Source organism: Amnibacterium kyonggiense (assembly GCF_004364555.1).
Taxonomy (GTDB): Bacteria; Actinomycetota; Actinomycetes; order Actinomycetales; family Microbacteriaceae; genus Amnibacterium; species Amnibacterium kyonggiense.
This window is the reverse complement of record NZ_SOAM01000001.1, coordinates 640,403-655,273: the sequence shown is the minus strand read 5'-3', so window position 1 is coordinate 655,273 and position 14,871 is coordinate 640,403. Positions and strand designations below refer to the sequence as shown.

General features: G+C 71.1%; 15 protein-coding genes. All 15 read right to left on the bottom strand.

All coding sequences use genetic code 11. The features are described from left to right. Nucleotides 1-10 precede the first annotated feature (10 nt). A complete protein-coding gene (rplW, locus tag CLV52_RS03375) occupies nucleotides 11-304 on the bottom strand; it encodes a 50S ribosomal protein L23 (RefSeq protein WP_425455674.1) in 294 nt (97 codons plus the stop codon). A gap of 5 nt (nucleotides 305-309) precedes the next feature. Then, nucleotides 310-921 (bottom strand): 50S ribosomal protein L4, encoded by a 612-nt coding sequence (rplD, locus tag CLV52_RS03370; protein ID WP_133764847.1) that lies wholly within the window; start codon nucleotides 919-921, stop codon nucleotides 310-312. Nucleotides 922-923: 2 nt separating this feature from the next. Next, nucleotides 924-1,577, bottom strand: coding sequence for a 50S ribosomal protein L3 (gene rplC / locus CLV52_RS03365; protein ID WP_133764845.1), 654 nt, complete (start codon nucleotides 1,575-1,577; stop codon nucleotides 924-926). Nucleotides 1,578-1,588: 11 nt separating this feature from the next. After that, a complete protein-coding gene (gene rpsJ, locus CLV52_RS03360; RefSeq protein WP_116648288.1) occupies nucleotides 1,589-1,897 on the bottom strand; it encodes a 30S ribosomal protein S10 in 309 nt (102 codons plus the stop codon). Nucleotides 1,898-2,398: 501 nt separating this feature from the next. Then, nucleotides 2,399-3,328, bottom strand: coding sequence for a hypothetical protein (locus CLV52_RS03355; protein WP_133764843.1), 930 nt, complete (start codon nucleotides 3,326-3,328; stop codon nucleotides 2,399-2,401). Nucleotides 3,329-3,484: 156 nt separating this feature from the next. Then, on the bottom strand, nucleotides 3,485-4,408 hold the full coding sequence (locus tag CLV52_RS03350; RefSeq protein WP_133764841.1) for a carbohydrate ABC transporter permease: 924 nt from the start codon (nucleotides 4,406-4,408) through the stop codon (nucleotides 3,485-3,487). 1 nt (nucleotide 4,409) lies between these two features. Further along, nucleotides 4,410-5,345, bottom strand: a complete 936-nt coding sequence (locus tag CLV52_RS03345) for a carbohydrate ABC transporter permease (RefSeq protein ID WP_133764838.1) — start codon at nucleotides 5,343-5,345, stop codon at nucleotides 4,410-4,412. Between the two features lie 29 nt (nucleotides 5,346-5,374). Further along, a complete protein-coding gene (locus CLV52_RS03340; protein ID WP_342773140.1) occupies nucleotides 5,375-6,481 on the bottom strand; it encodes an extracellular solute-binding protein in 1,107 nt (368 codons plus the stop codon). Between the two features lie 36 nt (nucleotides 6,482-6,517). After that, nucleotides 6,518-6,742: a hypothetical protein gene (locus CLV52_RS18825; RefSeq protein WP_246017939.1), complete on the bottom strand. Its 225-nt coding sequence runs from the start codon at nucleotides 6,740-6,742 to the stop codon at nucleotides 6,518-6,520. Between the two features lie 34 nt (nucleotides 6,743-6,776). Further along, complete coding sequence (gene arfA / locus CLV52_RS03335; RefSeq protein WP_133764836.1) at nucleotides 6,777-8,285, bottom strand: arabinosylfuranosidase ArfA; 1,509 nt, start codon at nucleotides 8,283-8,285, stop codon at nucleotides 6,777-6,779. A gap of 147 nt (nucleotides 8,286-8,432) precedes the next feature. Continuing rightward, entirely contained in the window at nucleotides 8,433-9,446 is a 1,014-nt protein-coding gene (locus CLV52_RS03330) for a LacI family DNA-binding transcriptional regulator (protein WP_133764833.1), read from the bottom strand. Between the two features lie 4 nt (nucleotides 9,447-9,450). Then, on the bottom strand, nucleotides 9,451-10,437 hold the full coding sequence (add, locus tag CLV52_RS03325) for an adenosine deaminase (RefSeq protein WP_133764831.1): 987 nt from the start codon (nucleotides 10,435-10,437) through the stop codon (nucleotides 9,451-9,453). 41 nt (nucleotides 10,438-10,478) lie between these two features. After that, nucleotides 10,479-11,522 carry a DNA topoisomerase IB gene (locus CLV52_RS03320; RefSeq protein WP_133764829.1) on the bottom strand — a complete coding sequence of 348 codons (1,044 nt, stop codon included), beginning with the start codon at nucleotides 11,520-11,522 and terminating at the stop codon, nucleotides 10,479-10,481. A gap of 297 nt (nucleotides 11,523-11,819) precedes the next feature. Further along, nucleotides 11,820-13,379: a Mur ligase family protein gene (locus CLV52_RS03315; protein WP_133764827.1), complete on the bottom strand. Its 1,560-nt coding sequence runs from the start codon at nucleotides 13,377-13,379 to the stop codon at nucleotides 11,820-11,822. 130 nt (nucleotides 13,380-13,509) lie between these two features. Further along, nucleotides 13,510-14,703: an elongation factor Tu gene (tuf, locus tag CLV52_RS03310; protein WP_133764825.1), complete on the bottom strand. Its 1,194-nt coding sequence runs from the start codon at nucleotides 14,701-14,703 to the stop codon at nucleotides 13,510-13,512. Nucleotides 14,704-14,871: the final 168 nt, after the last annotated feature.

Sequence of the window (14,871 nt, the reverse complement as noted above, 5' to 3'; positions counted from 1 at the left end):
CTCCCGTGCCTCAGCCGACAGCCGTGAAGATGTCGATCGAGCCGGACTTCAGCGACACGATGGCGCGCTTGGTGTCCTTGCGCTTGCCGGTGCCGTACTTGGTGCGGCTGGTCTTGCCGGTGCGGTTCGCCGTCGTGACGGACTTGACCTGGACGCCGAAGATCTTCTCGATCGCGAGCTTGATCTCGGTCTTGTTCGCCCGGGGGTCGACGAGGAACGTGTACTTGCCCTCGTCGATCAGGCCGTAGCTCTTCTCGGAGACCACGGGACGCAGGATCACGTCGCGCGGGTCCTTGTAATCGATGGCGCTCACGCGGAGACCTCCTCGACGGCGGCGCCCTTCGCCTCGATGAAGGCGTTGAGGGCGGCGGGGGTGAACACGACGTCGTCGCTCTTCAGCACGTCGTACGCGTTGAGCTGGTCGACGAACAGGACCTCGACGCCGCGCAGGTTGCGGATGCTCTTCTGCGCGACGACGTCCTCGCGGTCGAGCACGACGAGCTGGCGCTTGCCGTTGCGGGTCGCGGCGAGGGCCGCGACGGCCGCCTTGGTCGACGGAACGCCGTTCAGCTCGAGCTCGACCTCGTGGATGCGGCCGTTGCGGGCGCGGTCCGACAGCGCGCCGAGCAGGGCCGCGGCGATCATCTTCTTGGGGGTGCGCTGCGAGTAGTCGCGGGGCGTCGGGCCGTGGACCACGCCACCGCCGCGGTGCTCCGGCGCACGCACCGAACCCTGGCGGGACCGGCCGGTGCCCTTCTGCTTGAACGGCTTGACGCCCGAACCGGAGACCTCGCCGCGGTTCTTCGTCTTGTGCGTGCCCTGGCGAGCGGCGGCGAGCTGCGCGACGACCACCTGGTGGATCAGGGGGACGTTCGTCGGCACGTCGAAGAGCTCGATCGGCAGGTTCTTAGGAGCGGCCATGGTCAGTTCCCCTTCACGGCGTCGCGGATGAACACGAGGCGGCCCTTGGCGCCGGGGACGGCGCCCTTGACGAGCAGCAGGCCCTTCTCGGCGTCGACGGCGTGCACGGTCAGGCCGAGCACGGTGACGCGCTCGTTGCCCATGCGGCCGGCCATGCGCATGCCCTTGAAGACGCGCGACGGCGTCGAGGACGCGCCGATCGAGCCGGGCTTGCGGTGGTTGCGGTGCGAACCGTGGCTCGCGGACACGCCCTTGAAGTTGTGGCGCTTCATGACACCGGCGGTGCCCTTGCCCTTGCTGGTGCCGACGACGTCGACCTTCTTGCCGGCCTCGAAGACCTCGACCGAGAGCTCCTGGCCGAGCGAGTACTCGGCGGCGTTCGCGGTGCGGACCTCGGCGAGGTGGCGGCGGGGCGTGACGCCGGCGGCGGCGAAGTGGCCGGCCTCCGGCTTGTTCGACTTGCGCGGGTCGATGGCGCCGGCGGCGATCTGGACGGCCTCGTAGCCGTCCTTCTCAGCCGTGCGGATCTGGGTGACGACGTTCGGGGTCACCTGGATGACCGTGACGGGGACGAGCTTGTTGCCCTCGCCCCAGACCTGGGTCATGCCGAGCTTCGTGCCGAGAAGACCGGAGAACGTGCGGGTCGCGGTGGACATCCGTTCCTCTCCTAGAGCTTGATCTCGATGTTGACGTCGGCGGGGAGGTCGAGCCGCATGAGCGAGTCGACGGCCTTCGGCGTCGGGTCGATGATGTCGATGAGCCGCTTGTGGGTGCGCATCTCGAAGTGCTCGCGGCTGTCCTTGTACTTGTGGGGAGAACGGATCACGGCGATCACGTTCTTCTCCGTGGGCAGCGGCACCGGGCCGACGACCGTGGCGCCGGCGCGCGTGACCGTGTCGACGATCTTCCGCGCGGAGCTGTCGAGCCCGGCGTGGTCGTACGACTTCAGTCGGATGCGGATCTTCTGTCCCGCCATGGATTCCTCGTTCCGTGCGCGTTCGTGACGCGCGGCTCGTGGGTGGCTTCCGGCCATCTCGCCCGGCGCTCACGGGTGACCCCGTGTGCGCAGCGCGATCCGCACCGCTGTTCTGCTTTGGGTGTCGGCTCCCCGTCCGCGCATGCGCTGCCCGCCCTGGCGGAACGAGTCCGCAGCGGATCCGCGCACGCCCCACCGCGCCCGCGAGGACACGGCACCGGAGCGCCGAGGTGTTCTGCTGCCCGCGGCCCGACCTCGAAGGATCGTGCACAGCCTGACAGTGATCCGGAGGCCCGACTGCGCTATCCGCGAGCGGTCCACCCGGAATGTGGAACCCCGATATCTTGCCACGCCCCTGGACGGGGTGCAACCCGGGCGTGTCGCGGTGGGCGAACAGCGGCACGGTCCGGTCTGCCGACCTCCGCGACAGCGTCTGCGTGCTCGGCGGACGAGTGTGTGCGCGGGCGCCCGCGCAGTCGTCCGCCGACCGTGCAGACGATGTCAGGCCCGGCCGTTCCGCTTGGGGACGCACGCGTCGAGGAGGATCCGCTCGAGCCGACCGGCGAGCAGGTCGCTCCAGTCCCATCGGGCGAACCGAGGGCGGCGGCGCCGCATCCGGTTCTCCCGGTTCTTCTCGCGGATGACGACGTCGGCGACCGAGCCTCCGAGCCGGAAGCGGTCCTCGCGGTACTTGAGCTCGCCGTCGAACTCCCCCGCGGTGCCCACCTCCTCCCAGTCGAAGTCGTCCTCGTACCGGTGACCGTCCACCTCGATGGGGACCTGCAGCTCCGGGCGGGCGAAGCCGAGCCGATGGATGCGCACGCGACTGACGGACTCGCCGGGCGATCCGCTTCGGCCGTCGGCGAAATCGAGTACGGCCCCCGCCCTGGCCGCGCCCCGTCGCCGTCCGGATGCGTCGAGGGCGGCCCGGGCGCGCTCCTTCGCCCCGTCGCCGAGGGCCGCGTACAAGGCGTCCCCGAGCACGACGGCCTCCTCGAACCCCTCGTCGGCGGCGACGTCGACGAGCGTGCGCAGCAGCGAGGTGCACAGCAGACCGTCGATCTCGACCACGTCGTCCGGCCGGAGCGCCACCGCGTGGGCCCGCGCGCCGACGAGGACGCGGTTCCGCGAGGCCTCCAGGGCGACGTCGACGGCGTCGCACGCCCGGCGCGGGACCGGCTTCCCGTGCAGGACCGCAGCGGACCAGTGGGAGAAGACCGGTCGGGTCCGGGACGTCAGGGCGAGCGCGAGGATGCGGAGCTGCAGCCGCTCCTCGTGGCGAAGCCGTGCCCACACGATCGCGTCGACGTGCACGCCGGGGCGCAGGCGGATGAGCGACCCCGCCGCCACCAGCCGGGACAGCGCCCGGGAGCTCCGCTCCTCCGCCGACCCGGTCGTGATCAAGAGCCGTCTCGCCTCGTCCAGCAGCACGCCGGGATCCTGCGCGCACCGGTGCGTGCGGAGATCGGCCCGCGGTCGCCCGCGCGTCGATCGAGCCCTGGGGAGGAGCGGAGCGCGGACTGCACGCGCGACGGACGAGTGCACGGGCGGCCGCCCGCGCGCTCGTCCACGGCCCGCGCAGGCGGGTCAGCCCTTGAGGCCGCTGCCCGTGACGCCCTCCACGATCTGGCGCTGGAAGATCACGTAGAGGACCACGAGCGGGAGGGCGCCCAGCACGGCCCCGGCCTGGATGTCCGAGTAGCGCTGGCCGAAGCTGCCCTGCACCGTGGCGAGGCCGACGGGGATGGTCATGAGGTTCGGGTTCGCGACCACGAACAGCGGCAGCAGCAGGTTGTTCCAGACGCCCACGAACGTGAGGATCGACACCGCCGCGATCACCGGCCGCGAGAGCGGCATGATCACCGACCAGTACACGCGCCACCGGCTGGCGCCGTCGATGCGCGCGGCCTCCTCCAGGTCCTTCGGGATGCCGTCGAAGAACTGCTTGAAGATGAACACCGCGATGACCGCCGGCACCTGCGGCAGGATCACCCCCCAGTAGGTGTTGAGCAGGTTCACGGCGCCGAGCATCTGGAAGATCGGGACGATCAGCACCTGCGTCGGGATCATGATCCCGAGCACGATCAGCAGGAACACGACGTTCCGGCCGCGGAACATCAGCCGCGACAGGGCGAACGCCGCCATCGAGGCGAACAGCACCGTCAGCACGGTCGTCAGGACGCTGGTGATGCCGCTCGCGATGTACCAGTTCCAGATGTCGCCGGCCTGCAGCAGCGACGCGTAGGAGTGCAGCGTCGGCGAGAACGACGAGATGATCTGGCCCGCGCCGAGCGCGGCGGTGCCGTTCTCGGTCAGCGACGTCTTCAGCGCGAAGAGGCTCGGGATCAGCCACAGGATCGCGAGCACGATCAGGACGACCAGCGCGACGACGTTGAAGACGCGGTCGCTGCGCCGGCTCGCCTCCGCCGGGACCGCTCGGGCGGGCGCCGCCGGCGAGACCGCCCGGCGGACGGCGGAGGAACGTCGCGTGGTGGTGGGCGTCGAGGTCATCTCACGCCTCCTTCGTGCGGTCGGTGAGCTGCCGGACCACCGCGATGACGACGATCAGGACGAAGAGGACGGTGGAGGCGGCGGAGGCCGCGCCGATGCGGTTGTCGGTGAACGCGGTGCTGGTGACGAGGCCGAGCGCGACCTGCGTCGCGGTGCCCGGGCCGCCCTGGGTCATCAGGTACACCTGGTCGAAGATCTTCAGGCTGGCGATGATCTGCAGCAGGATCACGAGCGTCGTCGTGCGCTTCAGCAGCGGCAGGGTGATGAAGCGGATCTGCTCCCACTGCGAGGCCCCGTCGACGGCGGCGGCCTCGTACAGCTCCCGCGGGATCTCCTGCAGCCCGGCGAGGTAGAGCACGAAGTTGAAGCCGAGGGTCCACCAGATGGTGGCGAGGGCGACGCCGATCATGGCCGTGCCCGGCCCGGCGAGCACGCCCGGTCCGGGTGTGAGCCCGATGAGCTGCTCCCCCAGCGCCCAGAGCCCGCTGCCCGGCGTGAAGATGAACAGCCAGATCAGCGAGATCGTCGCCGAGGGGAGCACGAACGGCAGGAAGAACGCGAGGCGGAAGAACCACTGCCCGCGTCGGATGCGGTTCGTCAGCACGGCGAGGACGAAGCCGAGGATCACGAGCGGCGGCGTCGTGTAGATCGTGAACTGCACCGTGTGCCACATCGCGTCCCAGAAGTCGGCGCGGCCGAACATCTCGGCGTAGTTGCCGAACCCGGCGAAGGAGCCGAGCCCCGACTGGACGGTCGAGCTGTTGAAGAAGCTCGCCACGAGCATCACGACCACGGGGCCGAGGAGGAACAGCAGGTAGAACAGCCCGAACGGGGCGATGAACCCCCACCCGGCGCGGGCGCCGCCGCGGTCGACGGGGTTGGACCCGCGTGATCGGGCCGCGACCCCCGCGGGTGGGACGGAGATGGCTTGCGTCATTGCGATGGCCTTCCGGTTCTCGGGGCGGATCAGAGCGGGGACGGGGTCTTCAGGTAGGTCTGGAGCTGGTCGCTCGCCGACTTGAGCGCGCCGTCCGGCGACGAGGCGCCCTGCTGGACGAGCGCGAACTGCGAGCCGACGATCGTCTCGAAGGTCGAGCCGGAGCCCGAGTACCAGGCCGACGGGTCGTAGGCGGCGTTGTCGGCCGCCGCCGCGTAGTCGGCCTGCGGCTCGAGGTCCTTGTACTTCTGGCTGTCCCGGAGCGGGAGGTAGGCGGGGACGTGACCGCCCTGCGCCCAGGTGTAGCTCTGGTCGAGCATCGACTTGATGAAGCCCATCGCCTGCTTGCGCTGCTCGGGCGTGCGGTCCTTCTTCGGGAGCACGAAGGTGTGGGAGTCGGCCTGGCTGGCCGGCTTGTCGAAGAGCTGCGGCACGGGGACCATGCCGAACTTCAGGCCCTTGATGGACTGCGCCGTCGTGATCTCCCACTCGCCCTGGAGGTAGAAGCCGGCCTTGCCGGTGAACATGGGCGTCTGGCTGCCCGCGTAGTCGAGCGCCTTGTTGAGCCACCCCTTCGAGCTCCACTTCGCGATGGTGCCGAGCACCTCCTTCGCCGCGTCCTGGTCGACCGTGAGGGTGCGCCCGTCGTCGCCGAGGTAGGGCGTCGCACCGCTGATCTGGCTGTAGAGCGTCTGGAACAGGCGCCACGGCGTCGCGGTCTCGTTGACGTTCGCGGACGTGATCGCGACGCCGCCGGTGACCTTGCTCACCTCCGCGAGCGCCGCCTCGAACTCCTGCAGCCCCGTGATCGTCTTGAGCTTCCCGTTCTCCAGCAGCCCCGCCTTGTCGATCACGTCCTGGTTGAAGAACATGACGAACGGGTGGGTGTCGAGCGGGATCGCGATGTCCCTGCCGTCGGTCCGCTGCGACGCCCACGACTTCTGGTCGAGGTCGCCGGACGACAGGCCGACGGACGCGAGGTCCTCCTGCGTGATCTCGTCGAGCACGCCGCCCTGCGCCAGCAGCTTCGCTCGCGTGAGGTGCGCCACGGCGACGTCGGGCGGCTTGTTCCCCACGGTCGCGAGCGTGAGCTTCGAGTAGTACGGGTTGCCCCACGCTAAGACGGTCGCCTGCAGCGACGACGGGCCGCCGTTCGCCTTCTGGTAGACCGCCTACATCTCCTGCATCCGGCTGCCGTCGCCGCCGCCGAACAGGTTCCAGAACACGAGTGTCCTCGGATCCAGCTCGGCACCGGTGAGGCCCGCGACGACGGGGCTCGAGCACGCGGCGAGCGCGGGCACCGCCATCGCCGCGATGCCCGCCGAGAGCAGGCCCCTCCTCGTCATCGGGCTGCGGAGGAACGTGTCCGCCATGTGCTCGACCTCCTCGTCGTGCATTCGGGGTGGATCCGCGAGCGGATCCGGTCAGGGGCTACGCGGTGAGTCCGATCGCCGTCCAGGACACGGGCGGCAGGGTGACGGTGAGGACGCCGTCCTGGATCGCCGCCGTGTCGTTCGGCGTCGGGCGGACGCGCTCCTGGTCCTCGAGCGTGTTCGCCGCGTCCGGGTCGTCGTCCGCGATGAGGTGCGTCTCGCTGATCGACGCGGTCCGCAGCCCCTCGAGGTCCACGGTCACCGTGATCGGCTCCGTGCGGTGCCGGTTGACGAGGAACACGCCCGCGCCCGCGTCGCCGCGCGTGACGACGGCGTCGACGGCGGGGACGTCGCCGTACGCCTTCGTCGTGATGGTCGGGGCGTCGATCCCCACCTGCAGCGCCTCGCCCTGCGCCAGACGGGCGGTGATCGCGAACGGGAAGAACGTCGTCTGGCGCCAGGCCGGCCCGCCCGGCTCGGTCATGATCGGGGCGATCACGTTGACGAGCTGCGCGAGGCTCGCGGCCTTCACGCGGTCCGCGTGCTTGAGCAGCGAGATCATCAGGCTGCCGAAGACGACCGCGTCCGTGACGGTGTACACGTCCTCGAGCAGCCGCGGCGCGATCGGCCAGTTGTCCAGGCCCTCCACCTTGTCGGTGTCGTGGTACCGGGACTGGTACCAGACGTTCCACTCGTCGAACGAGATGAAGATCGTCTTGTCGTGCCGCAGCTCGGCCTTCACCGCGTCCGCCGTGGCGGCGACGGCCTCGATGAAGCGGTCCATGTCGACCGCCGAGGCGAGGAAGCTGTCGACGTCGCCGTCGTGCGGCTCGTAGTACGCGTGCGCCGAGATGAAGTCGACGTCCTCGTAGGTGTGCTCGAGGACCACGCGCTCCCAGCTGCCGAACGTCGGCATGCCACGTCCGGAGCTGCCGCAGACGACCAGGTCGAGGTCGGGCTGCAGCTGCCGGAGGGCCTTCGCGGTCCGGCTGGCGAGCTTGCCGTAGTCCTCCGCGCTGCGGTGGCCGAGCTGCCACGGCCCGTCCATCTCGTTGCCGAGGCACCACATCTTCACGCCGAAGCCGTCCGTGGCGCCGTTCGCCGCACGCTCGTCGGACAGTGTCGACCCGACCGGGAGGTTCGTGTACTCGAGGAGGTCGAGGGCCGCGAGCTCGTCGCGGGTGCCGAGGTTGATCGCGAGCATCGGCTCGCTGCCCGCCTTCGTGTTCCAGTGCGCGAACTCGTGCAGCCCGACCTGATTCGTCTCGGTGGAGTGCCAGGCGAGGTCGCGGCGCACGGGGCGCCGGTCCTTCGGCCCGACCCCGTCCTCCCAGCGGTAGCCGGAGACGAAGTTGCCGCCCGGGTACCGGACGGTCGTCACGCCGAGCTCGCGGACGAGCTCGAGCACGTCCTCGCGGAAGCCCTGCTCGTCGGCCGACGGGTGGCCGGGCTCGTGGATGCCGTCGTACACGCACCGCCCCAGGTGCTCGACGAACGAGCCGAAGACGCGACGGTCGATGGAGCCGACCGGCGCTGCGGTCGAGACGGTGATGCGGGCTTCAGGCACGGGTGCAGCAGGTCCTCTCACGGGCACGGCGGTGTGACGAGGACAGCGTTACATCGTTGGAATCGCCCGTCAAGCGTGACGCGGGCGCGCACGCCGGATCGTCAGGCGCAGGCGACGGCGCTCGTCGCGGGGCGCGGACGGACGGGGTCAGCGCTCCCGCACGCTCGCGCGGCGCACGATCTCGACGGGGAAGCGGAGGCGCAGCGCCGGCTCGGCCGAGCCGGCGATCCGGGTGACGAGCCGGTCGAGCGCCGCCTCCGCGTACCCGCGCTTGTCCCACCGCACGGTGGTGAGCGGCGGGGCCGCGAAGGCGCCCACCGACACGTCGTCGAAGCCGGCGACCGACACGTCGTCGGGGACGCGCACGCCGGCGACCCAGAGCGCGGAGAGCGCCCCGAGCGCGATGGCGTCGGTGGCGCAGAAGACCGCATCCGGCCGGCCCTCCTCGGCGAGGAGCCGGGTCATCGCGTCGTAGCCCCCCTCCGGCGTCCACGCGGCGCAGGTCCGCTCGAGGACCGGGTCGGCCGGCAGCCCGGCCTCGGTGAGGGCCTCCCGGTAGCCCTGGCGCCGGAGGCCGCCCGTGACCGTGCCCTCGCCCGGCGGCTGCACGCCGAGCATGGCGATGCGGCGGTGCCCGAGGCCGATCAGGAACGCGGTCATCCGTCGCGCGGCGTCGACGCTGTCGACCCACACCTGGTCCACGTCCCGCTGCTCCACCTCGCCGAGCATCACGAGCGGCACCTCGCCGCCGCCGCCGCCCAGCGCCGCATCCCGCTGCGCGCCGGTCGCCGGGTTCAGGAGGACGCCGTCGACGAGGTGCCGGCGCGCGCTCGCGATGAGCTCGCGGGTGCGGTCGACGGAGGTCGAGGCCTGCTCGAGCTGGACGCCGAGCGCCCGTTCGTGCGCGAGCTCGACCACGAGCTGCACGAGCTCGGCGGAGAACGGCGACCGGACGTCCGGCAGGACGAGCGCGATCAGGCCCGTCCGCCCCGACCGCAGGCCGCGAGCGGCGAGGTTCGGCACGTAGCCGAGCCGCTCGATCGCGTGCTCGACCCGCGCCCTCGTGTCCGGGGCGACGCGGACGGTGCCGCCCAGCACGTTCGACACCGTCTTCGGCGACACCGCGGCGAGCGCGGCGACGTCCTTGACGGTGGGGCGCACGGGCTCAGGCTAGGGCGTGGGCCTCGAGACCGGCGAGGAGCGCGTCGCGCCGGAACGGCGCCAGCCAGGCGATCTCGAGCGCGTTGCGCTGCAGCTGGACGAGCTCGTCGCGGGTCAGGTCCGCGGCCGCCGCGAGCGCGAGCAGGTTCTCGGTGACGTAGCCGCCGAAGTAGGCGGGGTCGTCGGAGGCGACCGTCACCTTCACCCCGGACCGGAGGAGCGCCGCGATCTCCTGCGCCTTCATGTCGTCGGTCACGAACCCGTTCGAGATCGGGCAGCAGGTGAGCCCGACCCCGCGCTCGCGCAGCACGGCGACGAGCGCCGGGTCCTCGACGACGTTCGTCCCGTGGTCGATCCGGTCGACCCCGATGTCGAGCAGCGCCGACCGGATGTGCTCGATCGACCCGGGCTGGTCGATGTCGCAGTGCATCGTCAGCTGGAACCCCTCGGCCCTGGCCCGCGCGAACACGTCGGCGAACTTCGCCGGCGGGTTGCCGCGCTCGTCGGAGTCGAGGCCGACGCCCACGATCCACGCCTTGAACGGCAGCGCCTCCATCAGGGTCGACATGGCGTGCTCGGCGGTGAGGTCGCGGAGGAAGCAGAGGATCAGGTCGGCGTGCACCCCGAGCTCGCGCTCGGCGCGGAGGATCGCGCGCCGGTAGCCGCCGAGCACCGTCGGGAACGGCACGCCCCGCCCGGTGTGCGCCTGCGGGTCGAAGAACAGCTCCGCGTGGACGACGTGCTGCGACGCCGCCTTCTCGAGGTAGGCCCACGCGAGCTCGAAGAAGTCGTCCTCCGTCACGAGCGCGCGCATCGCCGGGTAGTACTGGGCGAGGAAGCTCGTCAGGTCGGTGAACCCGCCCTCCGGGATCGGCACGTCGACCCCGTTCCGCGCGGCGAGCCGCAGGAGGAGGTCCCTCTCGAGCGTGCCCTCGAGGTGCACGTGGAGCTCGGTCTTCGGCATGCCCGCCACGAACGCGTCCAGATCCATGCGGCGGACGCTACCCACCGCGTGTTTCGGGCCCGCGACGGCTAGGACTTCGCGGTCCGCTTCCGCTTCGGCTTCGCGATCGGCGAGCCCGGGCGCTCGAAGAGCAGGGCGAGCACCTCCGACTCCGCCGCGTGCAGCCGCGCCGGGTCGATCGTCTCCCCCGCCCGGTACCGGTCGACGACGCGCGGGTCCACGTAGCTCGCCTTCGCCACGGTCGGGGTGTTGGAGAGCTCGGCGGCCGCCGCGCGCATCGCGTCGGCGATCGCCCGCTTCTGCGCGCCCTTCTTCGACTCCGGCCCGTGCTTCGCGAGGCTCGTCGCCGCGGCGACCGTGCCGCGCAGCGTGCGGAAGTCCTTCGCGGAGAACTCCCCGTGGAGCCGTTCGCGGACGTAGCCGTTCACGTCCTCCGGCGCGATGGTGTGCCAGCGGCCGCCGTGGTCGTAGGCGAGCAGGCGCTCGTCGTCGCCCCGTGCCTTCAGGCCCGCGAGCAGCGGTGCGAGGTCCTCGTCCCGCATCGTCGACTCCCAGAGCTTGTGGCTCTTGGCCGGGAACCGCAGGTCGATCACATCGCCGTCGACCCGGACGTGCTCCCCGTGCAGCGTGGTCAGGCCGTAGCTGCCGTTCTCCTCCTCGTAGATCGACGAGCCGATGCGCAGGCCGCCGAGGTCGAGCATCCGGAAGGCCGCGGCGAGCACCTGCCGCCGCGGCTCCTCCGGATCGCGGAGGTGCCGCCGCACCGTGCCCCGGGCGCCGGGCAGCGCCTCGGCGAGCAGCAGCATGCGGCGGTACTTGTTCTTGTCGTGCCGCTCCCGCCACGTCGGGTGGTACATGTACTGCTTGCGGTTCGCCGCGTCGTGCCCGACCGCCTGGATGTGCCCGTTCTCGTAGGGCGCGATCCACACGTCCGTCCAGGCCGGCGGGATGCCGAGCGCCTCGAACCGCTCCCGCAGGGCGGGGTCGGTCACGGTGGTGCCGTCGGGAGCGCGGTAGCTGAACCCTCGGCCGGCGCGGACGCGGTGGTAGCCCTTGCCGAGCGGGTTGCTCTTGCGCAGGCGCGTCGTGGGCTTCGGCGGCGCGTCGGTCATGACGGGCGAGTGTATGGACGGGCGCCTGGGCATGACGGGGGCTTGCGCCGGAGGTCGATCGTCCGGTCGGGGAAGCGAGGACATGGAGAAGGGGAGGGCCGCCGAGCCCTCCCCTTCTCACCCACCCGGCCCGGCGAGGGCCGGATCGTCCACGGATCGATCCGATTGCCCGTCGGATCGGGGATTCGATCGGCCCGGGAGTTCGCCGGACTGTCCGCGTGGAACGCTACGGAGCCCGCCTGGTGACCACCCCGGGCGCGGTGAAGAGACTCCTATGGACGGCCGCCGTCGCGCCCGTCAGGTGTGGAGGTCGCGGGAGGGCGCGGCCGCGTAGCCGGCCTCCTGCAGGGCTGCGCGGGCCTCGCGGCGCGCGGAGTAGTCGGTGCGGACCCCGCGGATGTCGCGGTAGTTCTGGTGCCCCGGGCCGGCCCACAGGATGGCGTCGCCCGGCTCGACGAGCGAGACCGCGAGGCGGATCGCCTTCTCCGGCTGCCCCTCCTCGTAGAGCGGGTGATCCGGTTCGGCCTCCCGCGCGGCCGCCACCAGGACCGCGCGGATGCTCGCCGGGTCCTCGAAGCGGGGGTGGTGGTCGGTGACGATCAGCACGTCGCTCCCCCGGACGGCGGCACGCGCCATGTCCGGGCGCTTCGTCGTGTCGCGGTCGCCGTCCGCGCCGAAGAGCATGACGACCTTGCCGGGCGTCACCGCCCGCACCGCCGCGAGCGTCTCCTGGAACGCGTGCGGCGAGTGCCCGAAGTCGACGTAGACCGCCGGCGCCCCCGGCCCGGACACGAGCTCGGTCCGGCCCGGCAGCGTCGCGTCCATGCCGCGCGGCCCCTCCAGGACCGTCCGGAGGCGGTCGAAGGCGTACCCCGCTTCGAGCAGCATCAGGATCGCGAGCCCCGCGTTCGCGGCCATGTGCGCCCCGAGCACCGGGATCCGGGTCTCGAGCCGCCGCTCGTCCGGCCCCTCGAGCACGAACGCGGTGAACGCCTGCGTCTCCTCCGTCACCGTGACCGTCCAGTCGGCGACCTCGCCACCCGCCAGCGCGATGGTCGTCGTCGGAACCCCGGCGTCGGCGACGACGCGGGCGCCCCACGTCGTGTCGAGCGAGACGACCGCGCGGCGCGACCGGTCCGGCTGGAACAGCACCGCCTTCGCGGCGTAGTACTCCTCCATGTCGGCGTAGTCGTCGAGGTGGTCGTGGCTGAGGTTCGTGAACCCCGCGACGTCGAAGACGATGCCGTCGAGGCGGTGCCGCGAGAGCCCCTGCGCGCTGACCTCGATCGCCGCTGCCTCGACCCCGGTCTCGACCATCCGCGCGATGAGGGCGTGCAGCTCGGTCGCTTCCGGCGTCGTGAGGCCCGCGACGCGGCGCTCCGACCCCACGCGCCGCTCGGCGGTGGAGCTGAGCCCGTTCGGCACCTCGAGCAGGTCGAGCAGGCCGGCGAGGAAGTGGCTCGTGGACGTCTTGCCGTTCGTGCCGGTCACGCCGAGCAGCAGCGGGTGGTGCTCGCGCGTGCGGTAGACCTCCGCGGCGAGCTCGCCGAGCAGCAGGCGGGGCTCCGCGACGGTCACGACCGGGACGCCGACCGCGAGATCCGCGTGCTCGGGGTCGGTGAGCACGGCGACCGCGCCGCGCTCGACCGCGTCCGAGGCGTACTCCGCGCCGTGGCTGCGGACGCCCTGCAACGCGATGAAGAGATGCCCGGGGCGCACGGCGCCCGTGCCGAGGCTGATACCGGTGACCTCGACGTCACTGGGATCGCCGGCGAGACCGAACCGATCGGCGAGCTCCGCGAGCGCGACCGGCGCGGTCGATTCCGGGACGAACGGGGACGGCACTGGCGCTGGCATGACCCTGCAACTGTAGGCGGCGAGCGTGCGCGGCCGCAGTGGCGAGCACCGTCCGGCCGACCCCCAGTCGGGAACGACGAAGGGGCCGGGCCTCTCGGCCCGACCCCTCGTCGCTTCAGCGAGCGTCAGCTCACTTGATGATCTTCGTCACCGTGCCGGCGCCGACGGTGCGGCCGCCCTCGCGGATCGCGAAGCGGAGGCCCTCCTCCATCGCGATCGGCTGGATGAGCTCGACCGTCATCTCGGTGGTGTCACCGGGCATGACCATCTCGGTGCCCTCGGGCAGCGAGATGACGCCCGTGACGTCCGTGGTGCGGAAGTAGAACTGCGGACGGTAGTTCGCGTAGAACGGGTTGTGACGCCCGCCCTCGTCCTTCGACAGGATGTACGCGTTGGCCTCGAAGTTCGTGTGCGGCGTGACCGAACCCGGCTTCACGACGACCTGGCCGCGCTCGACCTCCTCGCGCTTGGTGCCGCGGAGGAGCAGACCGACGTTCTCGCCCGCGCGCGCCTCGTCGAGGAGCTTGCGGAACATCTCGACGCCGGTGACCGTGGTCTTGATGCTCGTCGGCTTGATGCCCACGATCTCGACCTCGGAGTTGACCTTGAGGACACCGCGCTCGACGCGGCCGGTGATGACCGTGCCACGACCGGTGATCGTGAAGACGTCCTCGATGGGCATCAGGAACGGACGGTCGACGTCGCGCTCGGGCTCCGGGACGAACTCGTCGACCTTGTCCATGAGGTCGGCGACCGTCTCGCCCCACTTGGCGTCGCCCTCGAGGGCCTGGAGCGCCGAGACGCGGACGATCGGGGCGTTGTCGCCGTCGAACTCCTGGCTCGAGAGCAGCTCGCGGACCTCGAGCTCGACGAGTTCCAGGATCTCCTCGTCGTCGACGACGTCGGACTTGTTCAGCGCCACGACGATGTAGGGCACGCCGACCTGGCGGGCGAGCAGCACGTGCTCGCGCGTCTGCGGCATCGGGCCGTCGGTCGCGGAGACCACGAGGATCGCGCCGTCCATCTGGGCGGCACCCGTGATCATGTTCTTGATGTAGTCGGCGTGGCCCGGGGCGTCCACGTGCGCGTAGTGGCGCTTCTCCGTCTGGTACTCGACGTGCGAGATGTTGATCGTGATGCCGCGCTGACGCTCCTCGGGAGCGTTGTCGATCTGGTCGAACGCGCTCGCGGTGTTCAGCGTCGGGTACTTGTCGTGCAGCACCTTGGTGATCGCCGCGGTGAGCGTCGTCTTGCCGTGGTCGACGTGACCGATCGTTCCGATGTTCACGTGCGGCTTGGTGCGCTCGAACTTGGCCTTGGCCACTTGTCCTCCTCAGGACTGTTGGTCGAGGTGTCCTACCTCGGTCGTAGGGGCGCGGGTTTGCGCGGAAACGACCGGTCGAGGATACCCGGTTTGATTTCGGTTTGTTACACGGGCGTGTCAGCAGCAGCAGTCGCTGCCGGGACGCGAGTGAGCGGAGTGGAGATGAAG